The organism is Salinirussus salinus (assembly GCF_009831455.1).
Taxonomy (GTDB): Archaea; Halobacteriota; Halobacteria; order Halobacteriales; family Haloarculaceae; genus Salinirussus; species Salinirussus salinus.
This window is the reverse complement of record NZ_WOWO01000002.1, coordinates 1-23,252: the sequence shown is the minus strand read 5'-3', so window position 1 is coordinate 23,252 and position 23,252 is coordinate 1. Positions and strand designations below refer to the sequence as shown.

Annotated in this window: 26 protein-coding genes and 1 tRNA gene; 13 read left to right on the top strand and 14 right to left on the bottom strand. The window is 70.7% G+C overall.

Annotation, left to right across the window (positions count from 1 at the left end; all coding sequences use genetic code 11):
- Nucleotides 1-20: 20 nt before the first annotated feature.
- Entirely contained in the window at nt 21-335 is a 315-nt protein-coding gene (locus GN153_RS03365; RefSeq protein ID WP_159899828.1) for an MTH1187 family thiamine-binding protein, read from the bottom strand.
- Between the two features lie 96 nt (nt 336-431).
- Between GN153_RS03365 and GN153_RS03360 the strand changes: the two genes are divergently transcribed.
- Together GN153_RS03360 and GN153_RS03355 are read left to right on the top strand one after the other, a co-directional pair.
- Nucleotides 432-502, top strand: a tRNA-Gly gene (locus GN153_RS03360).
- Between the two features lie 75 nt (nt 503-577).
- Nucleotides 578-1,219 (top strand): DsbA family oxidoreductase, encoded by a 642-nt coding sequence (locus GN153_RS03355; protein WP_159899826.1) that lies wholly within the window; start codon nt 578-580, stop codon nt 1,217-1,219.
- A gap of 43 nt (nt 1,220-1,262) precedes the next feature.
- Here the strand turns inward: GN153_RS03355 and GN153_RS03350 are convergent, their stop codons facing one another.
- Nucleotides 1,263-2,579 carry a PQQ-dependent sugar dehydrogenase gene (locus tag GN153_RS03350; RefSeq protein ID WP_159899824.1) on the bottom strand — a complete coding sequence of 439 codons (1,317 nt, stop codon included), beginning with the start codon at nt 2,577-2,579 and terminating at the stop codon, nt 1,263-1,265.
- 114 nt (nt 2,580-2,693) lie between these two features.
- Between GN153_RS03350 and GN153_RS03345 the strand changes: the two genes are divergently transcribed.
- Nucleotides 2,694-4,508, top strand: a complete 1,815-nt coding sequence (locus tag GN153_RS03345; protein ID WP_159899822.1) for a S9 family peptidase — start codon at nt 2,694-2,696, stop codon at nt 4,506-4,508.
- A 77-nt stretch (nt 4,509-4,585) separates the two neighbouring features.
- Entirely contained in the window at nt 4,586-5,269 is a 684-nt protein-coding gene (locus tag GN153_RS03340) for a uracil-DNA glycosylase family protein (protein ID WP_368372786.1), read from the top strand.
- A gap of 81 nt (nt 5,270-5,350) precedes the next feature.
- On the opposite strand, the gene GN153_RS03335 is transcribed toward GN153_RS03340, so the two are convergent.
- Entirely contained in the window at nt 5,351-6,763 is a 1,413-nt protein-coding gene (locus tag GN153_RS03335) for a class II fumarate hydratase (protein ID WP_159899820.1), read from the bottom strand.
- Between the two features lie 123 nt (nt 6,764-6,886).
- On the opposite strand from GN153_RS03335, the gene GN153_RS03330 reads away from it, so the two are divergent.
- A complete protein-coding gene (locus tag GN153_RS03330) occupies nt 6,887-7,432 on the top strand; it encodes a hypothetical protein (protein WP_159899818.1) in 546 nt (181 codons plus the stop codon).
- Here the strand turns inward: GN153_RS03330 and fen are convergent.
- A complete protein-coding gene (gene fen, locus GN153_RS03325; protein WP_159899816.1) occupies nt 7,429-8,403 on the bottom strand; it encodes a flap endonuclease-1 in 975 nt (324 codons plus the stop codon). The two genes, GN153_RS03330 and fen, sit on opposite strands and share 4 nt — an antisense overlap.
- A gap of 91 nt (nt 8,404-8,494) precedes the next feature.
- Between fen and GN153_RS03320 the strand changes: the two genes are divergently transcribed.
- Nucleotides 8,495-9,334: a hypothetical protein gene (locus GN153_RS03320; protein ID WP_159899814.1), complete on the top strand. Its 840-nt coding sequence runs from the start codon at nt 8,495-8,497 to the stop codon at nt 9,332-9,334.
- A 9-nt stretch (nt 9,335-9,343) separates the two neighbouring features.
- Here GN153_RS03320 and GN153_RS03315 read toward each other — a convergent pair whose 3' ends face one another.
- The gene (locus tag GN153_RS03315; protein WP_159899812.1) at nt 9,344-9,859 is read right to left on the bottom strand and encodes a GNAT family N-acetyltransferase; all 516 of its coding nucleotides are present in this window, start codon (nt 9,857-9,859) and stop codon (nt 9,344-9,346) included.
- A 153-nt stretch (nt 9,860-10,012) separates the two neighbouring features.
- On the opposite strand from GN153_RS03315, the gene GN153_RS03310 reads away from it, so the two are divergent.
- Together GN153_RS03310 and GN153_RS03305 are read left to right on the top strand one after the other, a co-directional pair.
- Complete coding sequence (locus GN153_RS03310) at nt 10,013-10,567, top strand: class I SAM-dependent methyltransferase (RefSeq protein WP_159902164.1); 555 nt, start codon at nt 10,013-10,015, stop codon at nt 10,565-10,567.
- Between the two features lie 9 nt (nt 10,568-10,576).
- Nucleotides 10,577-11,002, top strand: a complete 426-nt coding sequence (locus tag GN153_RS03305; RefSeq protein ID WP_159899810.1) for a DUF3054 domain-containing protein — start codon at nt 10,577-10,579, stop codon at nt 11,000-11,002.
- A gap of 3 nt (nt 11,003-11,005) precedes the next feature.
- On the opposite strand, the gene GN153_RS17430 is transcribed toward GN153_RS03305, so the two are convergent.
- The gene (locus GN153_RS17430) at nt 11,006-11,173 is read right to left on the bottom strand and encodes a DUF7331 family protein (RefSeq protein WP_201287803.1); all 168 of its coding nucleotides are present in this window, start codon (nt 11,171-11,173) and stop codon (nt 11,006-11,008) included.
- Between the two features lie 178 nt (nt 11,174-11,351).
- Between GN153_RS17430 and GN153_RS03300 the strand changes: the two genes are divergently transcribed.
- A complete protein-coding gene (locus tag GN153_RS03300; RefSeq protein WP_159899808.1) occupies nt 11,352-12,353 on the top strand; it encodes an ornithine cyclodeaminase family protein in 1,002 nt (333 codons plus the stop codon).
- 32 nt (nt 12,354-12,385) lie between these two features.
- Here GN153_RS03300 and GN153_RS03295 read toward each other — a convergent pair whose 3' ends face one another.
- The 3 genes from GN153_RS03295 to srp19 form a co-directional block, all read right to left on the bottom strand.
- Complete coding sequence (locus GN153_RS03295) at nt 12,386-13,462, bottom strand: presenilin family intramembrane aspartyl protease PSH (RefSeq protein ID WP_159899806.1); 1,077 nt, start codon at nt 13,460-13,462, stop codon at nt 12,386-12,388.
- A 72-nt stretch (nt 13,463-13,534) separates the two neighbouring features.
- Entirely contained in the window at nt 13,535-13,759 is a 225-nt protein-coding gene (locus GN153_RS03290) for an H/ACA ribonucleoprotein complex subunit GAR1 (protein WP_159902162.1), read from the bottom strand.
- 2 nt (nt 13,760-13,761) lie between these two features.
- Nucleotides 13,762-14,040, bottom strand: coding sequence for a signal recognition particle subunit SRP19 (srp19, locus tag GN153_RS03285; protein WP_159899804.1), 279 nt, complete (start codon nt 14,038-14,040; stop codon nt 13,762-13,764).
- 95 nt (nt 14,041-14,135) lie between these two features.
- Here srp19 and GN153_RS03280 point away from each other — a divergent pair, with 95 nt between their 5' ends.
- Entirely contained in the window at nt 14,136-14,495 is a 360-nt protein-coding gene (locus GN153_RS03280) for a hypothetical protein (RefSeq protein WP_159899802.1), read from the top strand.
- 40 nt (nt 14,496-14,535) lie between these two features.
- Here GN153_RS03280 and GN153_RS03275 read toward each other — a convergent pair whose 3' ends face one another.
- Nucleotides 14,536-15,888, bottom strand: a complete 1,353-nt coding sequence (locus tag GN153_RS03275) for a glycosyltransferase (protein WP_159899800.1) — start codon at nt 15,886-15,888, stop codon at nt 14,536-14,538.
- Between the two features lie 115 nt (nt 15,889-16,003).
- Nucleotides 16,004-16,735, bottom strand: a complete 732-nt coding sequence (locus tag GN153_RS03270) for an SDR family oxidoreductase (protein WP_159899798.1) — start codon at nt 16,733-16,735, stop codon at nt 16,004-16,006.
- Nucleotides 16,736-16,859: 124 nt separating this feature from the next.
- On the opposite strand from GN153_RS03270, the gene GN153_RS03265 reads away from it, so the two are divergent.
- Nucleotides 16,860-17,534, top strand: a complete 675-nt coding sequence (locus GN153_RS03265; protein WP_159899795.1) for an MBL fold metallo-hydrolase — start codon at nt 16,860-16,862, stop codon at nt 17,532-17,534.
- Nucleotides 17,535-17,600: 66 nt separating this feature from the next.
- Here the strand turns inward: GN153_RS03265 and GN153_RS03260 are convergent, their stop codons facing one another.
- Complete coding sequence (locus GN153_RS03260) at nt 17,601-18,740, bottom strand: epoxide hydrolase family protein (protein WP_159899793.1); 1,140 nt, start codon at nt 18,738-18,740, stop codon at nt 17,601-17,603.
- A gap of 164 nt (nt 18,741-18,904) precedes the next feature.
- Here GN153_RS03260 and GN153_RS03255 point away from each other — a divergent pair, with 164 nt between their 5' ends.
- Nucleotides 18,905-20,341 carry an amidase gene (locus GN153_RS03255; RefSeq protein ID WP_159899791.1) on the top strand — a complete coding sequence of 479 codons (1,437 nt, stop codon included), beginning with the start codon at nt 18,905-18,907 and terminating at the stop codon, nt 20,339-20,341.
- A 37-nt stretch (nt 20,342-20,378) separates the two neighbouring features.
- On the opposite strand, the gene GN153_RS03250 is transcribed toward GN153_RS03255, so the two are convergent.
- Nucleotides 20,379-21,968 (bottom strand): acyl-CoA carboxylase subunit beta, encoded by a 1,590-nt coding sequence (locus GN153_RS03250; RefSeq protein ID WP_201287802.1) that lies wholly within the window; start codon nt 21,966-21,968, stop codon nt 20,379-20,381.
- Nucleotides 21,969-22,402: 434 nt separating this feature from the next.
- Here GN153_RS03250 and GN153_RS03245 point away from each other — a divergent pair, with 434 nt between their 5' ends.
- Nucleotides 22,403-22,768, top strand: coding sequence for a cupin domain-containing protein (locus GN153_RS03245; RefSeq protein WP_159899789.1), 366 nt, complete (start codon nt 22,403-22,405; stop codon nt 22,766-22,768).
- Here GN153_RS03245 and GN153_RS03240 read toward each other — a convergent pair whose 3' ends face one another.
- Nucleotides 22,769-23,080 carry an antibiotic biosynthesis monooxygenase gene (locus tag GN153_RS03240; protein ID WP_159899787.1) on the bottom strand — a complete coding sequence of 104 codons (312 nt, stop codon included), beginning with the start codon at nt 23,078-23,080 and terminating at the stop codon, nt 22,769-22,771. It lies immediately after the preceding gene.
- Nucleotides 23,081-23,252 lie beyond the last annotated feature (172 nt).

Genomic DNA, 23,252 nt, shown 5'->3' with positions numbered 1-23,252 from the left:
GAACCGCACGCCGGCCGCGGTCAGGCCGGGTCGCTGCGCGCTTCCCGGCCGAGTTCCGCCTCGACGTCCTCGACTTTCTCCCGCGCGCGCTGGTCGACGGTCCGCTTGTCGTCGACCTTCAGGAAGGTGCTCACCCGGTCGGCGTCGACGGCCTTGTGTGCCGCGGCCACGGCCGCGAGGAGGGTGTCGATGTCCTCGGCCTCGATGACGGTCCCCATCGGGTTCGTCTCGTAGGAGACGTCGAAACCCTCGAGCGCCGCGACGGCGTCGGCGACGTCGCCCGCCATGCTCCCCTCGCGAACCGGTGCGACCGACAGCATCGCGATCACTGTCATGGCCGGGGGTAGGGTCGGGGGTCGCCTAAGTCCCGGGGAGGTGACGCCGCCGGTATTCGGAACGCTTTTGTCTCCCTTGCTCCCAGTTTGGGACAGGCGCTGGTGGTGTAGTGGTATCACAGGACCCTGCCACGGTCCTAACCCGAGTTCAAATCTCGGCCAGCGCACTTCTCTCCATCGCGAGCGGCGGCCGAACCGCCGCGTGCCTGCCCGCTTATCAGTGCCCGGGCCGTAGCGGGGGCATGAGCGAGACAGAGACCACGGCCGAGGTGACGGTATACTCGGACTACGTCTGCCCTTTCTGCTATCTCGGGCGCCAGTCCCTGGAACAGTACGAGGAGACCCGCGAGGCCCCTCTCAGGATCGACTGGCACCCCTTCGGCCTCCGGGCGGGCAAGCGCAACGAGGACGGCACCATCGACCACGAGGCCGACGACGGCAAGGACGAGGCCTACTACGAGCAGGCCCGGGAGAACGTCCGCCGGCTACAGGAGCAGTACGACGTCGAGATGGTCGAGGAACTCCGGACCGACGTGGACTCGCTGAACGCCCAGCTGGTCTCCTACCGGGTCAGGGAGACCGAGGCCTACGGCACCTGGCTGGCCTTCGACGAGGCGGTCTTCGATGCCCTCTGGAAAGAGGGACAGGACATCGGCGACCCCGAAGTGCTCGAGAATATCGCTGCCGATATCGGCATCGACCCCGGCGTCGTCGAGGGAGCGCTTGAGGACGACACCCTCCGGGAGGAACTGGAGGCCGAGTTCGACCGGGCCAAACAGCAGGGGGTCACGGGCGTGCCGACCTTCGTCTGCGACGGTACGGCCGCGCGGGGTGCGGTCCCGCCCGAGCACCTCCAGCGGCTCGTCGAAGGGACCGGAGGGTAGCGCGAACGGGAGACCGGCGGGAGCCGGCGGAGCGACCCTGCGCTCAGCCTGACGTGAGCCGGTAGACGCCGCCGCGCTCGCCCGTTCCGAGGACGTACATCTCGCCCTCGGGACCGCGGGCGATGGAGAGGACCCGCTCGACCGTGTCGTCGCCGGCGACCGGCAGGACGCCGCTGGTCCAGCCGTCGGCCGGGTCCGCGACGAACAGCCGGCCGTTGGCCCGGTAGTCGCCGAAGACGAAGTGCCCGTCCAGCCCCGGCACCGTCGAGCCGCGGTAGACGTTGCCGACGATGACCGAGATGCCGCTGACGGCGGCGCCGGAGTGAGGGTATTCGAGCACCGGCTCGCGCAGCGGCTCGCCGTCGCGGACGCGCTCGGGCGTGCTGTCGGGACACTCGCCCGCGCCGAAGCAGTGCCGTCCTTCCCGGACGTTCCAGCCGTAGTTCCCGCCACGCTCGACGCGGTCGATCTCCTCGTAGCGGTTCTGGCCCACGTCGCCGGCGTACAGCGCCTCGCCGTCGACCGAGAGCCGCCAGGGGTTTCGGAACCCCCAGGCGTACTGTTCGTCGAGTCCCTCCCGCCCGACCAGGGGGTTGTCGTCGGGGACGGCGTACCCCTTGCCGTCCTCCCGCCCGTCGACGTCGAGCCGGAGGACGCTCCCCAGGAGGTTCTCGGTGACGTCCTGGCCGTTGCCGCCGGGGACGGTGCTGTACCAGTCCTCGACGTGCCCCTCTCCCTGGTCGCCGCCGGCCCCGCCGTCGCCGACCCCGACGTAGAGATACCCCTCCGGGCCGAAGACGACGCTGCCGGCGTTGTGGTTGGCCTGTGGCTCGGGGACCTCGAGGACGGTTCGCTCGGAGTCCGGGACGGCCGTCCGGCCGTCTTCGCTCACCCGGAACTCCGCGAGGACGAAGGTGTGGCTGTAGCCGTCGGGCGTCCCACTCCGGGGCGGCGAGGAGTAGCGGACGAACAGCCGGCGGTTCTCCGCGAAGTCGGGGTGAAGCGCCAGCCCGAGCAGTCCCTGCTCGAACCCCGTGACGACCGTCTCCCGGAGGTCGAGCAGCGGTTCGGAGCGGAGCCCGTCGGTCCCGTGGACGCGAACGACCCCCTGCTGTTCGGCGATGTAGCGGCGGTCGGCGTCGGGGGCGAAGGCGATGTCGAGCGGCGCGCGCAACCCCTCGGCGACGGGGTCGAGAGCGACAGCGTCGGGGACTCCGTCGAGAGGTGTGCCGGACCCACCGCCGTTACCGTCCCCCGGGCGGTCGCCGTCGTTTCCGTTCCCGGACGGCGCGCCCTGGCTGCAGCCGGCCAGCCCCGCCGCGCCGCCGGCGAGGGTTGCGAGGAGCGTTCGGCGTCGCATGAGCCCGGTAGGGGCCAGACCCACAAAAGCGCGGGCCTCCGGGCTGGCGCTCCGGACCCTCGGGCCCGAATCGGCGGCCACAGACCTATGTGCGCGCCACCCGTGCCCTCGGGAGTGCACGAGTACGACCTCGAGCGGTACCTGACCGTCCGGCGGGCCTACGGCGCGACGCTGGGGCCGGACGGGACGCTCGCCTTCCTGATGGACACGACCGGGACCGGCCAGGTGTGGACGCTGGAGGAGCCCGGCGGCTGGCCCACCCAGCGGACCTTCTACGACGAGCCCGTCTCCTTCGCCAGCTACTCGCCGACCCGGCCGGAGCTCGTCTTCGGCATGGACGAGGGGGGCAACGAACGGATGCAACTGTACCGGCTAGACGAGGGCGGCACCATCGCAGAGCTGACCGGGCTGCCCGACGCGAAACACCGGTGGGGCGGCTGGAGCCACGGCGGCGACCGCTTCGCGTTCGCTTCCAATCGCCGCGACGAGTCGGTCTTCGACATCTACACCCAGGGCCGCGAGGAACGCGGCGACGACGCCGACCTGGTCTTCGAGGGCGACGGCTGGCTCACCGTCGGCGGCTGGGCGCCCGCCGACGACCGGCTTGTCCTCACTGAGGCTCACTCCAGTTTCGACCAGGACGTTTACGTGCTGGACATCGGGACCGGTGAGCGGACCCACCTCACGCCCCACGAGGGCGACGTGCGCTACGGCAGCGTCGAGTGGGGGCCGGACGGCGGGCTCTACACCGTCACCGACGAGGGCAGCGACACGCTGTATCTCGCCCGGCTGGACCCGGAGACGGGCGACCTGGAGCCGGTCCGCGAGGGCGGGGAGTGGAACATCGACGGCGTGGCCGTCGACGACGAGCACGGCCTGCTCGTGTACTCCCGCAACGTCGACGGCTACACCGAACTCACGCTGGCGGACGTCGAGGGCACCGACCTCACGGAGTACCCGCTCCCGGACCTGCCCGGCGACGTCGCCGGGGGCGTGAGTTTCGGCCCCGCGGGCGACCGCCTGGCGCTGTCGGCGTCGGGCCGCGCGCTCAACACCAACGTCTTCGTCGTCCCCGTCCCGGGGCTGCGCGAGGGCGGGGGCGCGCGCCAGTGGACTCGCGCGGGGACCGCGGGGATCCCCCGCGAGACCTTCGTCGAGCCCGCCCTCGTCAGGTACGAGACCTTCGACGGCCGGGAGGTCCCCGCCCTCTACTCGGTCCCCGAGGGCGTCGAGCGCGGCGAGCCCGACGACGCGCCGGTCGTCGTCGACATCCACGGCGGCCCGGAGAGCCAGCGCCGTCCCTCCTTCACCGGCCTCACCCAGTATTTCCTCTCGCGTGGCTACGCGGTCTTCGAGCCCAACGTCCGCGGCTCGACGGGCTACGGGAAAGCGTACACCCACCTCGACGACGTGGAGAAGCGGATGGACGCCGTGCGGGACATCGACGCGGCGGTCGACTGGCTGGTCGCACAGCCCGAGCTCGACGCCGACCGCGTGGTCGCGAAGGGCGGCTCCTACGGCGGGTTCATGGTGCTCGCGGCGCTGACGGAGTACCCCGACCGCTGGGCCGCGGGCGTCGACGCGGTCGGCATCGCCAACTTCGTCACGTTCCTCGAGAACACCGGCCCCTGGCGCCGGGAGCTCCGGGAGGCCGAGTACGGCTCGCTGGCCGAGGACCGCGAGCTCCTGGAGGAGATCAGCCCCATCAACAGAGTCGAGAACATCGAGGCGCCGCTCTTCGTCCTCCACGGCGCCAACGACCCGCGGGTCCCGGTCGGTGAGGCCGAGCAGATCGTGGAGGAGGTCCGCGAGCGGGGCGTCCCCGTCGAGAAACTCGTATTCGAGGACGAGGGACACGGCATCGCCAAACTGGAGAACCAGGTCGAGGCCTACACCCGGGTCGTCGACTTCCTCGACGAGCACGTCTGAGCCGGTCGCGCGGTATCGCGGCCCCGACGGTCGTCGGCCGCCGGCAGACTATTGTCGCTCGCGGGGCTGGCTCCCCTGTGGAGTACGTCGCCGACACGCTCCGGAATCCGTTCGGAATGGACCCACCCTGCGAGCACTCGGTCCCGGGCTACGGCGATACGCGGGCACACTTCCACGTCGTCGGCGACCACCCCGGCGTACACGGCGGCCTCGAGGCCCGGGTCCCGTTCACGGGTCGCCCCTGGTCGCCGTCGTTTTTCGACGCGCTCTCGCGGGGCGGGCTCGTCGACGGCGTCGACCCCGACAGTGGCGAGGTTCGGGTCCGGCGTACCTTCCTCTCCTACCTGCACACGTGTGCACCCGGGAGCATGACGGGCGGGGCCGACGCACCCACAGAGGGGGACGCGGCCGGCTCGCCGACGGAGAGCGATTACGCCGCCCTGGAGCCGTACTTCGACGCCGAACTCCGGGCGGTGACGGCCCACGTCCTGCTCCCCGTCGGCGAACGGGCGACCCGGCACGTCTTCGAGGCGTACACCAGCCGCTCGCGCGAGGCGGAGGTCGACATGGAGGCGCTGCACGCGACCGAGACCAAGGGGTCGGGGTGGCTCGTTGTTCCAGTCCTGGAGCCGACAGATTGGAACGACGCCCACGCCGACGCGCTCGCGGACGCCCTGGTGGCGCTCCGCGAGTCGGATTATCGCCAGACCTCCGACCTCGGGCGCTTTCACCCGGGCGACGAGCCCTACTTCGTGCGGTAGCCAGGGTGGCCGCGATCGGAGTTCAGTCGTCTCCTGCTCGCCGGCGACTGCGGCTCGGACACGCGGAACAGTCCTCGCCGCCTACTCGCCGCCGAGAATTACCCGCTCGGTCATCTTCGCCGGGTCGAGCACCTCTTCGGCTTCCTCGGCAGTGAGATAGCCCTCCTCGACGACGACTTCCTTGATCGTCTTGCCCTCGTCCATCGCTTGCTTCGCCACCTTCGAGGCCTTGTCGTAGCCGATGGCGGGGTTGAGCGCCGTGGCGAGGGCCATCGACTGCTCGACGCGCTCGGCGCAGTGTTCGCGGTTCGCTTCGAGCTTGGCGACGAACTTCTCGGCGAAGACCTCGCTACCGTTCGCGAGGAGCTTGGCGGACTGCAGGAAGTTGTGGGCGATGACCGGCTTGTAGAGGTTCAGGTCGATCTGGCCCTCGGCGGCGCCCGCAGAGATGGCGGCGTCGTTGCCGACCACCTGCTTGTGAACCTGGTTGACCGCCTCCGCCACCACGGGGTTGATCTTTCCGGGCATGATCGAGGAACCGGGCTGGTTCTCGGGCTGCTCGACCTCGCCGAGACCGTTGCGCGGGCCCGACGCGAGCAGCCGGAGGTCGTTGGCTATCTTGTTGAGACTGCCAGCGACGGTGCGGAGCGCGCCGTGGGCCTCGCTCATGGCGTCGTGGGCGGCCTGGGCCTCGAAGTGGTTGTCGGCCTCGCGGAACTCGACGCCGGTCTCCTCGCTGATGTACTCGGCGGCGAGTTCCGGGAAGTCGGGGTGGGTGTTCAGCCCCGTCCCGACTGCGGTGCCCCCGAGCGCGAGCTCGCGGAGGTGTGACCGGACGGCGTCGAGGCGCTCGACCCCCTTCTCGACCTGGGCGCGGTAGCCCGAGAACTCCTGGCCCAGCCGGATGGGGGTGGCGTCCTGGAGGTGGGTGCGGCCGGTCTTGACCACGTCGTCGAACTCCTCTTCCTTTGCCTGGAGCGCGTCGCGAAGCGTCTCCAGGGCGGGCCGGAGGTCCTTCTCGACTGCCTCGGCGCTGGCGACGTGCATGGCCGTCGGGACCACGTCGTTACTCGACTGGCCGTAGTTGACGTGGTCGTTGGGGTGGATCTCCCGGGAACCGATTTCGCCGCCGGCGAGTTCGGTCGCGCGGTTGGCGATCACCTCGTTCGCGTTCATGTTCGAGGAGGTCCCCGACCCGGTCTGGAAGACGTCGACTGGGAACTGGTCGTCGTGCTCGCCGTCGATGACCTCGTCCGCGGCCGCGACGATGTGCTCGGCTGTCTCCTCGTCGAGCAGCCCGAGCTCCCGGTTGGCCTGGGTCGCGCCCTTCTTGACGACGCCGAGCGCGCGGATAAATCGGCGCCCGAAGGTGACGTCGCTGATGGGGAAGTTCCCGAGCGCGCGCTGGGTCTGGGCGCCCCAGTAGGCGTCCGCCGGCACCTGCATCTCCCCGAGGCTGTCCCGCTCTGTCCGGTACTCGCTGTCCTCGCTCATGGGAGAGGAGTCGCCCGCCGGCGCGTAAAAGCCTCCGGTACGGCGCCGGGTGTCCGCGGGGACCCCCTCCGCTAATCCAGGGCCGCCTGTGGTTTGATGTGGGCCCCGGACGAACCTGGGGGTATGGCCGACCGGAACCCGATCGCCGCCGCGTTCGAACTCCAGCGGCGCACGCTCGAACGGAGCCAGCAGGCCCTCGAACAGTCGGTCGAACTCCAGAAGCGGCTCAACGAGGCGATGGTGGAGGGGATGGACAGCGGGACCGACGCGAGCGCGCGGAGCGCCGAGATGACCCACGAAGCCATCGAGCGCTACCTCGAGGCCATCGAGTCGACGGTCCCCGGCTCGGAAGCGGGCGTCGAGCAGGTCCGCGAGGCGATGGACCAGCAGTTCGAGGCCGCCGAGCAGGCCCGCTCGGAGGCCGCCGACCTCGCCGAGGAGGGGCTCGAGGGGTACGACGACCTCTCGGCGGCGTATCTCGACTCCGTCTCCCAGCAACTCGACGTGCTCGTCGAGGCCCACGAGGAGATGGAGACGCGGGCCGAGGAGTTCCTCGACCGCACCGAGGAGCAGCTCGAGGAGATGCAGGCGGACGCGAGCGGTCAGCTCCAGGACCAGATCGACCAGCTCCGCGAGCAGACCGAACAGCTTCGCGAGCGGCTCTCCTAGCTCCAGCGGTCCAGGCCGGTCTGGACGAGCGCCTCCTCGATGCGCTCGAAACCGCGCTCGACCTCGCCGGCGTCGACCTCCCAGGTCTCCGTGACGTACCGGCGCGCGGCGTCGAAGTCCGGGTCGACGTCGGTGTCCACCTCGACGTCGGTCACCGCGGGGTCGAGAAAGAGGTCACGGATGCGGTCGGCCCCCTCGACGTGGTAGCCCTCGCGCTCGAAGACCGCCCAGAGGTCGCCGTGTTCGCGGACGAGGTCGACTGCCGTCTTCGGCCCCACACCCGAGATGCCCTCGTTGAAGTCGGTTCCACAGAGGATGGCGACGTCGACCAGTTGCTCCCAGGTCAGTTCCAGGTCCGCGAGGGTGGCCTCGAAGTCCATCAGCTCGGGGTCGCCCGAACTCGTGAGCTGGCGCAGGGTCAGCGGCGCGCCGAAGAGGAGGGTGTCGTAGTCCTCGCTGCCGGCGTAATCGGCCCCGCCGTGGCGGGCCATGTGGGCGGCCTGGGCCTCCCCCTCGGCGGGCGCGTCGACGACCGGCACGTCCAGCCGCTCCAGCAGCCCCCGGGTCGTCTCGACGATGGTGTCGGTGAGCCGCTGTGTCCGCGAGTCGAGGCGGGCGATGGCCACCTCGTCGCCGGTTTCGCGGGCCTCCGCCAGGTCTTCCTCGTAGCGCTCGCGCTGGGCGCGGCGGCGCTCGACCTCGTCGCTTTTGAGGTCTGTGACGGCGCCGTCGAAGACGAACACTGGCGTGAGGTCGTGTTCGAAGAACTTCGGGAGCCCCTGGACCACCCCGATGAGGTTTGCCACCTCCTCACCCTCTGCCGTGGTGTAGGCGCGGCTGTCGGTGAATTTGACGGTGGTGGTGAGGTACCGGTAGAGCCAGTTGTGGGCGTCCACGGCGACCACGCCCGAGAGGTCGTCGAACGACACCTCCTCGATGACCGCCAGGTCACGAAGGTCCGCGTTTCCCATCGCCCCTCCGTAGGGGCGAGACCGGCTTGAATCCCCCGACCGGCGCGACCGCGACGCAACGTTGATGCCGGCTGCGCCCGAGGCCCCGGGCATGAGCGGCGCAGTCAGTCGGTTTCGACAACCCGAGTACACCGGCGAGAACCGGTGTCTCCCCTGTACTGTCGTGAACGTTCTCATCGCCATCGCCCTCGGCGGGGCCGTCGCCGCGGCCGGTGTCGCGACCAGCAACGCCGGCATCGGGCTCGCGGCGGGCGCCATCCTGGTCGGGCTCTCGCTTGCGGCCATCTACCTCCGTGGCTATCTCGTCCCCGGGACGCCGACGCTGACCAAGCGGTACTTCCCGCCGTGGCTGCTGGCGCTGTTCGGGAAAGAGCCGGCCGGCGAGTTCGCGGGGGTGGCCGGGGCCGACAGTGAGGAGACGGCCCCGGACGCCGAGAACCTCGACCCCGAGGCTGTCCTCATGGATGTCGGCGCGCTGGAGGAGTGTGCCGACAGCGACGACCTCTGTCTCACAGAGTCGTTCCGGAGGGCGTGGAACGCCGGGGTCGAGCAGGCCCGCGACGCCGACCGCGGGGCACTGCGCGACGCCCTCGGGGTTCCCGGCGGGGCCGAAACCGAGGAGTTCGGCGACGCCTTCCGGCTGGTCGTCGACGGGAAGGAGGCGGGCCGGTGGGAGTCGCGGGCGGCCTTCCTCGCCGACCTCGGGGCCGCCCACGCCCTCGAACAGCGGTACGGCGGGTGGAGCGACCTCCCGGTGCGAGCCCGCGGGCAACTGCTCAACGGCCTCCGGCTGTTCGTCGACACCTGCCCGGCCTGTTCGGGCACTCCCGAGTTCGGCACCGAGACCGTCGAGTCCTGCTGTTCGACCCGCGAGGTCGCGGCGGTGGCCTGCCCGGACTGTGGCGCCCGGCTGTTCGAGACGCCCGTCTGACTGGAAGCCCTAGATGGTCTCGGGCGGCGTGTCGTCGGTCCGGGCGACAAAGTCGGCCTGGTCGGTCGGGAGGTCCCGCTCAGCAAAGACGTCCAGCCCCTCCCGGTAGCGCGCCGGCGAGCGGTCCTCCGGGGGGTAGGTCATGAGGAGTTCCGCCATCCCGGTCTCCTCGCCGGTGAACGCGAAGCCGGCGCGGTAGCAGGCCTCGTAGGCGTAGGGATTGTTGACGGCGATCCCGACGCGCTCGTAGCCGTGCTCGCGGGCGCGGTCGGCCGCGAAGGCCAGCAGCCGCGGTCCGACCCCCTCGGCGCGGCGGTCGACCCGGACCGAGACGTACCGGAAGCGCAGCGTGTCCGCGTCGGTACGGTCCTCGTTGAAGGCGACGGCGGCGACCACCTCGCCGTCCTCGCGTGCGACGGCCTTGGCCGTCCGCCCGGTGTTGAACTTCCCGCCGTAGATGAACCGCTCGTGGTCCAGCGCCAGCGCCTCGCCCTCTGGCGGCCAGTTCCGGACGGCCAGTTCCATACCGCCACTGGGGCCTCGGCGAGTAAGGGATTTGTGTCGCCCGCGCGTACGCGAGCCGTGGACGACACCTCCACTGTCACCCGGGGAGACCGCTCGACTGTCACCCGGGACGTCTCCACCTTCGACCGGCTCGCGCGGCTGTACGACCTGGCGATGCCCCCGACCAGGGAGACGCCGCTGGTCGAGGGGCTGGCCCGCGCCGAGCGCCCCGTCTACCGCGCGCTGGACCTCGGCGGCGGCACCGGGCGCGGGGCGTCGGCCATCCGCCCGGAGACGGTCGTCGTCGACGCCGCACCGGGGATGCTCCGGCGGGCGCGGTCGAAGGGCCACGCGGCGGTCGCCGGCGACGCGACGCGGCTGCCGGTCGCCGACGCCTCCGTCGACGCCGCCCTCGTCGTCGACGCGCTCCACCACATGCCCGACCACCCCGCAGTGGTCGCGGAGCTGTACCGGGTGCTTCGCCCGGGTGGCGTGGTCGTCGTCCGCGAGTTCGACCCGACGACGCTCCGCGGCCGGGCGCTCGTCGCCGCCGAGCGCGCCTGGGGGTTCGACTCCACCTTCCACGCGCCTGCCGCCCTCGTCGACCTGCTGGCGGCGGGGGGGTTCGAGGCGACGGTCCTCGACGGCGGGTTCGGCTACACGGTCGTCGGCGTGGCGGGAAGCGGGAGCGTGGCGGGAAGCGGGAGACACAAGTCCGGGCGCGCCTGAGCGGTGGGTATGAGCACGAGCACGTACCTCCGGACGCGGGTGGACCCCTCTGCCTCCACCGCCGGCCTCCTCGTCGGGGACGTCCTCGCGCTGGGTGCCTTCGTCTTCATCGGCCAGCAGTTCGGCCACAGCATGCAGCCGCTGGCGAACCCGCTCGCCTATCTGGAGGCGCTTTTCCCCTTCGTACTCGCCTGGGTCGCCGTCGCCGTCCTCGGGGGGCTGTACACCGACGACGCGCTCGCCTCGTTCCGACGGGGGCTGGGGTGGGCGCTGCCGGCCTGGCTGGTCGCACTGCCGGTCGCACACGGCCTGCGGATCCTGGTCAGCGGCAGCACCGCCGTCGCGTTCGTCGTCATCTCGGCGGTCGTCGGGGGTGCATTCCTGCTCGGCTGGCGGGCGCTGGCGGTGTTCGTCTCGAAACCGCCCGCAACGTGACGGTCAGCGACGGTCCTCGACAGTCACCGTCACGGAGGACTGGAGCCAGGCCCGGTGGTTCTCGCGGTCGTAGATGACGACCTCCTCGTCGCCGACCTCGAGTTCGCCGTACCGGCTGGTCCCGCCGTCCGCACCCGCCCGCTCGGTGTCGTCGCCCGTGTCGGGAGTCATCGCTGGAGGCGTGCGGGGGCCGTCCCGCGTCCGTGGCAGGGATACACACACCCCACGTAAGAAGCTTTCTGGCCGGCTCTCGGGACTGATACTGGGCCGCGGCCGCGCCGGCTACCCGCCCGGACCGGCCCGGACAGTCTCTCCGAAGGTCTATACCGCCCGCCCCTATAGGGCGGCCATGCCCGAGGTACGCGTTCTGGGAAGCGACGATGTGGCCGGGCTCGCGTCGTACGCCGACTACGTGGACGCCGTCAGGGAGGGGTACCGCCAGGTCGGCGAGGGTGCGCCCGCGAAGCCCCGGACGAGCCTTACAAGCGCCGACCCGCCGGGTTTTCTGACCGCGTACATGGCGATCCTGCCCGAGACCGGGGCGATGGGCACCTACACCTACGCCGCCGGCTTCGGGGCCGAGGACGCCCACTTCCTGCTTCCGCTGTTCGACGCCGACAGCGGCGAACCCCTGGCGCTGTTCGACGGCGCGAGCATGAACCCCTACAAGACCGGCGCAGCCGGCGCCGTGGGCGTGGACGCACTGGCCCGCGAAGACGCCGCGGAGCTGGCGGTCATCGGCAGCGGCTCGCAGGCCCGCGCACAGGTGGCCGCGACCGCGACCGTCCGGGACCTCGACCGCGTGCGGGTCTACTCGCCGACCCCCGAGAGCAGAGCGTCCTTCGCCGCGGAGTTCGACGACCGGCTGCGGACGGCGGCGGTCTCGGCGGTCGACTCGCCGGCAGCCGCCGTCGCCGATGCGGACATCGTCATCACGGCCACGCGGGCCACCGAACCGGTCTTCGACGGCGATGACCTGGCGGAGGGCGCCCACGTCACGGCCATGGGCCAGTACAGCCCCGACGCCCGCGAGGTCGACGGCACGACCGTCGCCCGGGCGAAGTACGTTCCCGACCTGCGGGCGCGGGCGGACCTCGAGACCGGCGACGCAGGTGCCTACATCCAGGCGGTCCGGGAGGGGGCCGTCGACGCGGACCACCTCCACGCCGAACTCGGCGAAGTGGTCGCCGGAACCGAGCCGGGTCGCACCAGCAGCACGGAGGTAACGCTGTTCGACAGCGGCGGTACCGGCATCGAGACGGTCGCCGCCGCGGGGATGCTCTACGAGCGGGCCCGCGAGCAGGACCTGGGAGAGACGATCTCGGTCACGCCTGCGAGCGAGGCGTTCTGAGCGGGAGCAAGAGCGCCGCGACGACGGGCACGCTACAGCAGCCCCTCGAGACCCAGCGCCTGCGTCAGCGACAGCCCGCTGGCCAGCGCGCCGACCAGATAGCCCGCGATCGCGCCGCCATTTAGAAGCGGGAGGCCGGCGTGGGCCCGGCCCGCCAGCACCATCCGCAGGAGGACGACCAGCCCGAGAAAGGTCCCCGCCATCGCCGTCGCCGCCGGCAGCGTCAGCGCGAGGCCGGGGACCGGGAGGGCGGGCACATCGGTGAGAAAGAAGCCCGCACTCGCCACGAGCACCGCCGGGATCACCGCGTCGCCGAGCCCGATGAACAGCGCGTCCCGGCCGTAGTCGGCCTCGGCGTCGCTACCGTCGGCGGTGTCGGGGCCGCCCTCGTCGGCGTCGGCGCCTTCGTCCCCGACCGCCCCGCCTTCTCCCCCGTCGGCGGCCGCCGGGTCAGTCTGTTCGTCGGCCTCTTCGGCTTCCGGGTCCGGAAGGTCGGCGTCGAGAAAGGAGTAAGAGAGCGTCAGCGGCACGACGAGGACGACCGGGATCCGCAGGTCCATCACGCCGGAGGCGAGCGTCAGCATGTGCTCGGTCCCGTAGACGCTGATGGCGTCGTAGACCGCGAGCACCGTCAGCAGGACCAGCGCGGGGAGGATGCCGAAGTTGATCCCGAAGAGTCCGGCCGCACCGACCCCCATCACGACGCCCGCGGCGTCGACCACGTACCACTCCGGATAGACGTACAGCGCGGCCCCGAGCCCGACTGCGAGGGCGACCGCGAGGACGTTGACCGGGAAGCCGCCGACGGGGACGTAGACGCCGGGGACGACCACCCGGAAGACGTACCACGCGATGTAGACCCCAGAGAAGATGACGAGGCCCCGGAGGACCCACTCCAGACCGAGTTTGATGACCGCGAGCATGCCCGCCGTCGCGACGAGGATCAGCGCGATGTAGACGATGCTGTTGGTCGGGTCGCCGGTGTTCTCGACGAACTGGTTGCCGCCGGCCTTCAGGGGGTCGACCAGCGCCAGCGCGCCGAGCTGGACACACAGGAAGATGGCGGCGATCCCGCCACAGGCAGCAAGCACTCGCGCCCGGCCGTTCATACTCCCCACGGCGGCGGGAACGGTGTTGAGGGTTTCGTCATCGGCGCGTGCGACCCGCTTCGCTGTCCGGGTTCATCGCGCGTAGACGGCCTCGCCGACCAGCCGTGCCACCGGCCCGGCCGCGGGCGCGACCGCGAGGTAGGGGCGCTCGACGGGGCCGAACACCGCCACCACCTCGCCGACCTCCGCCAGCGACTCGTCGACGAGGGTCGTACCCTCGCCGGGGAACTCCTCGCCGGGCGCGCGCACGACCGCGAGCCCCTGGGCGGCCCGGACGACCTCGCCGGCCCGTCGCATGCTCACGCGCGGATCGCTCCCAGGTAGGCGGCGACGGCACCGAGGAGGTCGCTCTTGCTCGCGTCGTCCGCGTCCTTCACGAGGACCCGCCCGCGGGGCTCGTACTCCCGGGAGTAGGTCTTGTCGCGTTCGATGACCGCGTCGTAGCCCACCTGGCCGACCGCCTCGGCGATCTCGTCGACCGTCGGCCCGGGGACCGCAAGGTCCTCCGGGACGCGCCGTCCCTCCGAGCGGCTCAGGTCGGCATCGAGGTACGCCGGCCAGATGACGTTCTCGACCATATCCTCCCTTTTTCCCCCCGCCTGAAACCGCTGTCTCTTCGGCCGCCGGTCGCCCGGCCGTTCCGGCTAAGTGTGCGGACGACCTCGGGTCGTGTGTGCCCGACGACGGTCCCGACGGCGACGGTCCGGCCGAACCCCCGACAGAGCCCGAGACGACACCGACAGTGAGCTGTTCGCGGTGTGGGGAGAGCTGGGAGCTGAGCTACGAACTCGACGAGCTCCAGGTCGGTAACCGCGCCCTCGAGCGGTTCGCGCTCGACCACCGCCGCCACACCGGTCACTTCCCCGACGACGTCACGCCGTGGCTGGTCGACTGCCGGCAGTGCCCCGACGAGGACGCCTTCCTCTCGGCAGCGCCCGCCCGGCGGTGGGCCGAGACCCACGCCCGCCACACCCGCCACGAGGTGCGCGTCGAGCCGCCCGAGGGCGAGCCGGAGCTGGTCGGCAGGGAGTAGGCTTACCACCCGGACGCGACGCGGAGTGTGACGCGGCTGCTCAGCCGTCGCTTCTGGAGGTCGTCACGTAGACGCTCGGCTTGCGCAGGAGGTACTCCTGGATGAACGCGGTGACGTAGACGGCGGTCTGGAAGATGAGATACGGCCCCAGCGTCAGTGCCGCCAGGTACTCCGCGGGGTTGTGCGAGAGGCCGTCCCGGTAGTCCTGCAGGGCGATGAGCCCGAAGACGGCACCGGGCGCGAGGAAGGGCAGCGTCCAAAGCGTGCTGTCCGAGAGGGGGACGTAGGTGGGCGCGCTGATGCTGGTCAGCGCCGACAGGATCCCCATCGGGAAGGCGAGCACGAGAAGCGCGGGGACGACGGCGTACATCATCGTGTAGATGCCGTCGAGGCGCTGGCGGGGGGATAGCGTCGACGTGCTCGGCACCCGCGAGAGGTAACGATTCGTCACCTGCATCCACCCGCGGGCCCACCGCTTGCGCTGGCTCCACCACGCATCGAGCGTCGCGGGGTTCTCCTCGTAGGTGATGACCGTCGGGTCGACGTGCAGGTCCTTCCCGGCCTCGTGGATCTTCGAGGACATGTCGATGTCCTCGACCATGATCTGCTCGTCGAAGAGGCCGATCTCCTCGAACAGTTCCGCCCGGAAAAAGGCCTGCCCGCCGCCGAAGAAGGTGTAGCCGTCGTACAGCTCGCGGGCGGCGATCTCGCCTTTCTCGGCGATGTGGCGCTCGACGGTGGCGTGGAGGGCGATCACCGAGTCCGTCGGGTTCCGCCCGTAACACCGACCCTTGACACACCAGGTGTCCTCGTCGTCGAGGAACCACGCGACCGCGCGCCTGACGGCACGCGGTTCGAACTCGTGGTCGGCGTCGATGCTGGCGATGACGTCCCCGGTGACGTACTGCAGCGCGTAGTTCGTCGCCTTGGCCTTGCCCCCGCCGGGCTCGTCGCGCTCGATGGCCCTCGTGATGTCGTCCTCGGCGGCCAGCCGCTCGGCGAGCTCGCAGGTCCCGTCGACGGAGGCCGCCTCGTAACAGAGAATTACCTCCAGCTTCTCTTTGGGATACTCGAGGTTCCGGCAGGCCTCGATGGTGTCTCTGAGCACCGGCGCCTCGTTGTACGCGGGGATGACGACGCTGACGTCGGGGAGGTCGGCGTCGTCGGGGAGTTCCGGCCTGTCGACGCGGGCGAAGGTGAGCACCGAGGAGACGACGGTCCGGGTGACCAGCCCGAACAGCGCCAGCAGCATGACCGTGTTCAGCAGCCGGCCGTAGGGCTGGGAGACGAACACCGGCGCGACGACCACCGCACAGATACCCACCGTGACCAGGAAGTAGAAAAGCACCTTCCGGTAGGAGAAGGAGGTTTCGTCAACCGTCTTTACGTCCATGGCCGACCCCACGATTGCGCGTCATATCAAGGTTGTCAAGTGTCTGTCGGCTGCTCCCGCTCCGGACCGAGACACCGGCGGACGACGACACCCGACGGCCGCCGCGCGGTCGGACCTATTCGAAGTGTTGTTCCCACTCCTCGGCAGTCATCGACTCCCCGGAGACACCGTCGGGTCCCTGGGCTGCCAACAGGACAGCGGCGTCGTCCATCACGTCCGGCTGGAGGATCTGCTGGCGCTCTTCCTGCGGGAGGTGAGCCCAGATATCGGTGTTGACTCGCCCGCCCGGGTCAAGCGCGTTGGCGTTGACGCCCCGACCCTCGCCCTCGAGTGCGGTCACGCGGGTAAACCCCTCCAGTCCCCACTTGGAGGCGACGTAACAGCCCGCGCCGGCGATGGCGTTGCGACCCAGCCCGGAGGAGATGTTGACGACGTTTCCCCGCCCCCGGTCGTACATGTGCGGGAGGACCTCGCGGGTGAACAGGAACACTCCCTTGAGGTTCACTTCCAGAACGGTGTCGTACTCCTCCTCGGTGACGTCCTGAATGAACTTCCGGTCGTCCTGCATCCCGAGGATGCTCACGCCGGCGTTGTTCACGAGCGTGTCCACCCGGCCGAACGCGTCGACGGTCCCCTCCACGACCCGCTCAACGTCGTCGGCGTCGCGGGCGTCCGCGGGGACGACCAGCGACTCGGTCGGGAGGTCCGCGGCGACCTCTTCCATCCGGTCCTCGTCGCGTGCGGTGAGCACGACGCGGGCGCCCTCCGCCGAGAAGCGCTCGACCATCGACTTCCCGAGCCCGCGGCTCGCGCCCGTCACGATGATGACCTCGTCGTCGAGTGTCATACGCTCCCTGCGCCCCCCGGCGTCTTCAAGCCACCGCGGGCCGTCGGCCGGATGTCGTCTGCCACCCGTTGCGCCGGCACCGTCACCCCCGGGTGTTTTGACAGCTCTCGCCGTCGGTCCACGCATGTCGCTTCCCGAAGGCGTCCACCACCTCACACAGACCGTCGAACGGGGCGAGCGAACCGTCACCATCCACCCGGCCGCCGTCGAGACGCCGACCGGCGTCGTCCTCATCGATGTCGGCTACGCCGGCGAACTCGACCAGCTCGAGGACGGCCTGGCCGATGCGGGCCTGAGCCTGGGCGACGTCCGCGCCGCGCTGGTCACACACCAGGACGGCGACCACGCGGGCGCGCTCGCGGAACTGGTTGCCCGCACCGGCGCGGTCGTCTACGCCCACCAGCGGTGTGCGCCCTACGTCGACGGCCGCGAACACCCCATCAAGAGCCCCGAGGGTCAGCGCTACGAGCCCGTCAATGTGGACGTCGAACTCGTCGACGGCGTCCGGTTCCGGACCGCGGCCGGCCCGATGGACGTCGTCTTCACGCCCGGGCACGCGCCGGGTCACGTCTCGCTGCACTTCCCGGACTCGGGGACGCTGCTGGCGGCCGACGCCCTGACCGCCGACGCGTCGGGGCTCCAGGGGCCGAGCGAGGAGTTCACCCTGGAGATGGACGAGGCACTCGATTCGGCGGAGCGACTCACCGACCGCGACATTCAGGGAGTCCTCTGCTATCACGGCGGCTACGTCGAGGCCGACGGCGAGCGGGTCCGTGAGGTCGTCGCATCGATGCGGTAGGAGGGGCACCGCAGTCTCCGGCGGGACCGCCGCGATAATCGCCAGTCTACGCCGGACAGCGCTATCTCAGACCACCCGCATCCACTCCCGGAGGTCGTCGACGAACAGTTCCGGCACTTCCATCGCGGCGAAGTGGCCGCCCTCCTCGAACTCCGCCCAGTGGACGATGTCGTAGACGCGGTCGGCCCACGGCCGCGGGGTCTTGTATATCTCGACGGGGTACCGGGCGTGCCCGGTCGGCACGTCGACGCTCGAGGGAAGCGCCTCCTCGGTGTCGGTCTCGTAGTACAGGCGGGTGGATGCGTTGATCGTCTCGGTCACCCAGTAGGTGGTGAGGTTGTCGAGCAGCCGGTCGCGGTCGAAGGCCTCCAGCCCGCCGTCCGCCCACGTCTGGAACTTCTCGAGGATCCACCCCGCGAGTCCCGCCGGCGAGTCCGTGAGTCCGTAGGCCAGGGTCTGTGGCTTGGTCGACTGGATCTCCTGGTAGCCCGTCTCTGCGCCCTGGAACGACCGGACCTCCCGGACCGTCTCGCGGCCCTCCTCGTCGAGCAGGCTCATCGGGTCCTCGACGCCCAGCGCGGAGGGCTGGACCGACAGCATGTTCGTGTGGATGGCCTCGACGCGGTCGGGATAGCTGGCGCCGAGGTTGACGGTGATGAGCGAGCCCCAGTCGCCGCCCTGGGCGAGGAAGTCCTCGTAGCCCAGGCGGGCCATCAGTTCCGCGAAGGCGTCGGCGATCCGCGGGATGTCCCAGCCGCGGTCGGTCGTCGGCCCCGAAAAGCCGTAGCCCGGCAGCGAGGGCGCGACCACGTCGACGGCTTCCTCAGGGTCGCCGCCGTGGGCCGCAGGGTCGGTCAGCGGCTCCAGAACGTCGTGGAACTCCACGACCGACCCCGGCCAGCCGTGGCTGAGCAGGAGCGGCCGGGAGCCCGGCTCCGGGGACTCGACGTGGTAGAAGTGGATCCGCTGGCCGTCGACCGTCGTCGTGTACTGGTCGAAGCGGTTCATCCGGCGCTCGTAGCCCGCGAAGTCGTACTCCGTCCGCCAGTACTCGCACATCTCGCGGAGCGTCTCCCGCTCCATCCCGTAGTCCCAGCCGGCGTCGGGGAGCTGGTCGGGCCACCGGGTGCGCTCCAGCCGCTCGCGCAGGTCCGCGACCGTCCCTTCCTCGACGTCCACCTCGAAGGGTTCGACGTCCGCGCTCATGACCGCCTCCCGGCCGGCGGCGTTTCCCTGTGACTGTGTTCTCCCGGAGTCGTGGCGTCCATACCCCACCGGACGTGCGTGGCTCACTAATAGCTCCGCCACGCGCGGCCCAGTGACCGGATGTTGACACAATCCTTTTCGCGCGTCTCTGCGAGGTGGGTGTCATGGCAGACCATTACCGGTCGGCGGTCGACATCGCGGCGGATGTGAACGCAGGCAAGGCTGACCCCGTCGAGGTCGTCGACGCCGCCGTCGAGCGCATCGAGGAGCGAAACGACGTGACAAACGCATTCGTGACCGTCATCGCCGAAGAGGCCCGCGAACAGGCCCGCGAGGTCCGCGAGCGCGTCGAGGCCGGTGAGGACCTCCCGCTGGCGGGCGTCCCGCTGGGGATCAAGGACCTCGGCGACACCAAGGAGGGTGTTGTCCACACGAGAGGGCTGGCTCCGCTGGCAGACGACGTCGCCGACGAGACGGCGCTGACGGTCCGGCGGCTGGAGGAGGCCGGGGCGGTCCCGGTCGGCACAACGAACACGCCGGCGCTCGGCCACACGGTCCGGACGGTCAACGACGTGGTCGGGCCGACGGGGACGCCCTTCGACCCCGAACGCAACGCCGGCGGCTCCTCGGGCGGGTCCGCGGCCGCGCTCGCGGACGGGCTGGTCGCGCTCGCCACCGGCTCGGACGTCGGCGGCTCGCTCAGAAATCCCGCCGCGTGCTGTAACGTCGTCTCGGTCAAGCCGACCCACGGGCTCGTCCCCAACGGCAGCGACCTGAACGGCTTTCACGGCCACACCCCCGTCTCCGTCCGGGGGCCGATGGCCCGCGACACGCGGAGTTTGGGCCGGATGCTCGACGTGATGGCCGGCGTCGACCCCATCGACCCCTTCAGCGTCCCCGCGACCGACGACTACGAGGGAGCGGCCGAGTCCCGCGACCCGGCCGACCTCGAGATCGCGTACTCGCCGGGACTGGATCTGTTCCCGGTCGCCCCCGAGACCCGCGACGCCATCGAGTCCACCCTCGGTGACCTAGAGAGCGCGGGCGCGACCGTCGAGGAGGTCGAGCTTGACACGCCGGACCGGCACACCGTCAACGAGACCTACATGACGACGGTCACGGCCTACTTCGCGGAGACCGTCGAGGAGCTGAACCGCGACCTGGGCTACGACCTGCTGGAGGAACACGAAGGGGAGGTCCCCGACCAGCTCCGGGAGATCGTCGAGGTGGGCGAGAGCCACGACATCACGGCGTACACGAACAGCAACTTCCCGCGGACCGACCTCTACCGGGCCGTCCAGGAGGTCGTGGGAGACTACGACGCCCTGGTCTGTCCGACGGTGGCGACGCCGCCGCTGACCCACGACGAGCCGTTCCCGCCGGAGATCGACGGCGTCGAAACTGAAGGGATGCCCACCGACTGGGCGATGGCCTGGGTTTTCAATCTGACCGGTCACCCCGTGGTGAACGTCCCCGCCGACCTCGCAGACGGGCTCCCGGTCGGGATGCAGGTCGTCGGGCCGACGTTCTCGGAGGCGGACCTGCTGGGGGTCGCGGCCACGGTCGAGGAGGTCAGCCCCTGGGGCTACCCCGGCGCGTAGCCCGCCGACCGCCGAGCCGCGACTGGGTCGGTCTCAGTCAGACCGGGTTGATCGAGTGTTTCTTCGGCGGCCAGTCGTCGCCCGACCGGTCGCGGGAGCGCTCGAGAGCGGTGACGAGCCGGTCGCGGGTCTCGCCGGGCTCGACGACGGCGTCGACCCCGAGCCGCTCGGCCGCCCGGACCGCGTTCGTCCGCTCGGTGAACTCCTCGATCAGCTCCCGCCGTCTGGCTTCGGGGTCGTCGGCGGCCTCCAGCTCCCGGCGGTAGGCGATGTCGACGGCCCCCTCGATCCCCATCGCGGCGATCTCGGCACTGGGCCAGACCACGGTCAGGTCGTTGTCAGTCGACCGGCCGCCGCCCATCGCCACGTAGCCGAAGCCGTAGCCCCGCCGGAGGACGACGTTCAGCCGCGGCACCGTCGCGCGGTTGAGTTCGAAGGGGAGCTTGGCGGCGTGGCGGGCGACCCCCTCCCGCTCGGAGTCGGGGCCCGGGAGGACGCCGGGCACGTCGACCAGCGTGACGATGGGCAGGCCGAAGGCGTCACAGATGCTCGCGAAGTGGGCGGCCTTGTCGGACATCCCGGTGTCGACGGTGCCGGCCTTGATCCGGGGGTTGTTGGCGATCACGCCGACGGGTCGCCCTTCGAGGCGGGCGAAGCCGGTGACGACGTTGCGGGCGTAGCGGGGTTTCTTCTCGAAGAATGCGTCCCGGTCGACGATCCCCTCGATGACCTCGTAGACGTCGAAGCCCTTCGAGGTGTCCGCGGGGATGACCTCCGCGAGCCGCTCGGTCCGCTCCGTCGCGGGGGGCTCCCACCCATCGGTCGCCGGCGGGTCCTCCTGGGCGTTGCCCGGCAGATAGGAGAGATAGCGCTTGATGGCATCGAGGCACGCCTCGTCGTCCTCGCAGGCCAGGTCGGCCATCCCGGTCTCGGCGGTCTGGAAGTCCGCCCCGCCCAGTTCCTCCTTCGAGAGGTCGACCCCCAGCGCGGCATCGACGAGCGCGGGGCCGGCGACGCCCATCGTGGCCGTCCCCTCGACGATCGGGACGAAGTCGCAGTAGGCGGCGAAGTTGGTCCCCGCGGCGAAGCCAGGGCCCATGATCGCGGCGACGGTCGGCACCCACCCCGACATGGTCTCCTGGGTGTTGGCGAAGCCGCCGTCCCCGGAGGCGAAGGGCCCGGCGTCCAGCCCCTCCTGGATCCGGTGGCCGCCGCCGTCGTGCAACATCACGAACGGGAGCCCGCGCTCGATGGCCAGGTCGGCCACGCGGGCCATCTTCTGGCCGCCGGTGTGGCCGATCGAGCCGCCCTTGACGGTGAAGTCGGTCGCCATCACCGCGACCGGCCGGCCGTCGACATCGCCGATGCCCGTGATGATCCCGTCCGCGGGGGCGTCCTCCCGCTCCCAGTCGTACACCTCCGGAGTTGTCGGATGCGGGGCACCGAGCCGGCCGACCTCCTCGAAGCTGCCCGCGTCACAGAGGTAGTCGACCCGCTCGCGGGCGGTCAGCTTGCCCAGGTCGTGCTGGTACTCGACGGCCTCGGGCCGGCCCTCGTCGCCGACCGCCTTCTTGGCTTCGCGGACCCGCTCGACCAGCCGGTCCATCTCCCTGTCCTCGCGTTTCATCGACTCGCCTCCCGCTCCAGTGCTGTCATGGCCCCACCCTCGGGCCGACCGGGCATAAAGACCGGCCGACGGTGGCGGATAGTGCTTCGAGATGGACCCGGGAGAACTCCAGTCCCCTCGGAGACCCGGACCGACTGTGTGGCGCGCGCTGTCGCGCGGTCCATCGCGCGACAGCCGCCGTGCGAGGGATGAGCACCGCAGCGAAGCGAGGAGCGCAGTCGGCTGGGGAGGTGTGTGGCTCCGGGTGGGACTGGAGGGGGCCGCGTTCTCGACGAAGCCCGGTGACGCAAGCACCGCAGTGTAACGAGGAGCGCAGCGAGCCGCGCGAGTCGAGAACGCGGGGGCTTTCTAGCACTCGTACCGGGTATTACGAACCGAAGCACTTCCTCCAGCGTCGTCGAACGGGTTTTGAGCGCACAGACCCACGTCCACACGTGCAGCAAGTCACACTCAGCGAGGCCTTCGAGGGCTTCGACGAGCAGTGGGCGCCCCGGGTCGCGGCCGAACTCAACGGCCAGGCCGTCAAGCTCGCCAAGGTCGAGGGGGAGTTCGTCTGGCACAGCCACGAGGACGCCGACGAACTCTTCCTCGTCGTCTCGGGCGAACTCGACATCGAGTTCCGCGACCGCGAGCCCGCCACGCTCGGAGAGGGCGACCTGCTCGTGGTCCCCGCCGGCGTCGAACACCGCCCGGTCGCCGACGAGGAGGCCGAGATCCTCCTGTTCGAGCCCGCGGAGACGCGCAACACCGGCGATGTCGAGACCGAGCGCACCCGGACGGACCTCGACCACCTGAACTGATCACGCCCGCTCGCGGACCTCGTAGTGGGTCGCCCCGTCCTCGTAGCGCGCGAGAAGTTCCTCGGCTTCGGGCGGGACGTGGGCTTGCTCGTAGTCCTCGCCGGCGAAGGCCTCGACGGCGTCCCAGGAGTCGAAGTGGATCTGCGTGAGGAATTCGACGTCTTCGTCGCGCTCGCGGCGCAACAGCTCCGCGCCCGCGTAGCCCTCGCCGACCTCATCAGCGAAGCGAGGGAAGAGTTCTTCCCGGAGGAGGGTCTCGTAGTCGTCGGCGTCGTCGGGGTCTGTCCAGCCGTGCCACAGCCGCGCGATCATGGCCGGGGGTTGTGACTCCGGGGTGAAGGTGGTTGGGTCACAGGCTTCGGTAGTGCGTCGGGCGTAGTCACGTACCGCTGGAAAGCCCCCGGCGTCGGGGGGGGGGGGGCGCCCCCCCCCCCCCCCCCCCCCCCCGCCCCCCCGGCCGCGCGGCGCAACCCACACGCAGCGC

Excerpts from the sequence above, each read along its gene's own strand:
- GN153_RS03355 (WP_159899826.1), top strand. The coding sequence starts at position 578 with ATGAGCGAGACAGAGACCACGGCCGAGGTGACGGTATACTCGGACTAC.
- GN153_RS03295 (WP_159899806.1), bottom strand. The coding sequence starts at position 13,462 with ATGAACGGCCGGGCGCGAGTGCTTGCTGCCTGTGGCGGGATCGCCGCC.
- GN153_RS03320 (WP_159899814.1), top strand. The coding sequence starts at position 8,495 with ATGAGCGGCGCAGTCAGTCGGTTTCGACAACCCGAGTACACCGGCGAG.
- GN153_RS03290 (WP_159902162.1), bottom strand. The coding sequence starts at position 13,759 with ATGCGACGGGCCGGCGAGGTCGTCCGGGCCGCCCAGGGGCTCGCGGTC.
- srp19 (WP_159899804.1), bottom strand. The coding sequence starts at position 14,040 with ATGGTCGAGAACGTCATCTGGCCGGCGTACCTCGATGCCGACCTGAGC.
- GN153_RS03350 (WP_159899824.1), bottom strand. The coding sequence starts at position 2,579 with ATGCGACGCCGAACGCTCCTCGCAACCCTCGCCGGCGGCGCGGCGGGG.
- GN153_RS03365 (WP_159899828.1), bottom strand. The coding sequence starts at position 335 with ATGACAGTGATCGCGATGCTGTCGGTCGCACCGGTTCGCGAGGGGAGC.
- GN153_RS03240 (WP_159899787.1), bottom strand. The coding sequence starts at position 23,080 with ATGATCGCGCGGCTGTGGCACGGCTGGACAGACCCCGACGACGCCGAC.
- GN153_RS03260 (WP_159899793.1), bottom strand. The coding sequence starts at position 18,740 with ATGAGCGCGGACGTCGAACCCTTCGAGGTGGACGTCGAGGAAGGGACG.
- fen (WP_159899816.1), bottom strand. The coding sequence starts at position 8,403 with ATGGGAAACGCGGACCTTCGTGACCTGGCGGTCATCGAGGAGGTGTCG.
- GN153_RS03300 (WP_159899808.1), top strand. The coding sequence starts at position 11,352 with ATGCCCGAGGTACGCGTTCTGGGAAGCGACGATGTGGCCGGGCTCGCG.
- GN153_RS03265 (WP_159899795.1), top strand. The coding sequence starts at position 16,860 with ATGTCGCTTCCCGAAGGCGTCCACCACCTCACACAGACCGTCGAACGG.
- GN153_RS03335 (WP_159899820.1), bottom strand. The coding sequence starts at position 6,763 with ATGAGCGAGGACAGCGAGTACCGGACAGAGCGGGACAGCCTCGGGGAG.
- GN153_RS03275 (WP_159899800.1), bottom strand. The coding sequence starts at position 15,888 with ATGGACGTAAAGACGGTTGACGAAACCTCCTTCTCCTACCGGAAGGTG.
- GN153_RS03305 (WP_159899810.1), top strand. The coding sequence starts at position 10,577 with ATGAGCACGAGCACGTACCTCCGGACGCGGGTGGACCCCTCTGCCTCC.
- GN153_RS03270 (WP_159899798.1), bottom strand. The coding sequence starts at position 16,735 with ATGACACTCGACGACGAGGTCATCATCGTGACGGGCGCGAGCCGCGGG.
- GN153_RS03310 (WP_159902164.1), top strand. The coding sequence starts at position 10,013 with ATGCCCCCGACCAGGGAGACGCCGCTGGTCGAGGGGCTGGCCCGCGCC.
- GN153_RS03250 (WP_201287802.1), bottom strand. The coding sequence starts at position 21,968 with ATGAAACGCGAGGACAGGGAGATGGACCGGCTGGTCGAGCGGGTCCGC.
- GN153_RS03255 (WP_159899791.1), top strand. The coding sequence starts at position 18,905 with ATGGCAGACCATTACCGGTCGGCGGTCGACATCGCGGCGGATGTGAAC.
- GN153_RS03330 (WP_159899818.1), top strand. The coding sequence starts at position 6,887 with ATGGCCGACCGGAACCCGATCGCCGCCGCGTTCGAACTCCAGCGGCGC.
- GN153_RS17430 (WP_201287803.1), bottom strand. The coding sequence starts at position 11,173 with ATGACTCCCGACACGGGCGACGACACCGAGCGGGCGGGTGCGGACGGC.
- GN153_RS03315 (WP_159899812.1), bottom strand. The coding sequence starts at position 9,859 with ATGGAACTGGCCGTCCGGAACTGGCCGCCAGAGGGCGAGGCGCTGGCG.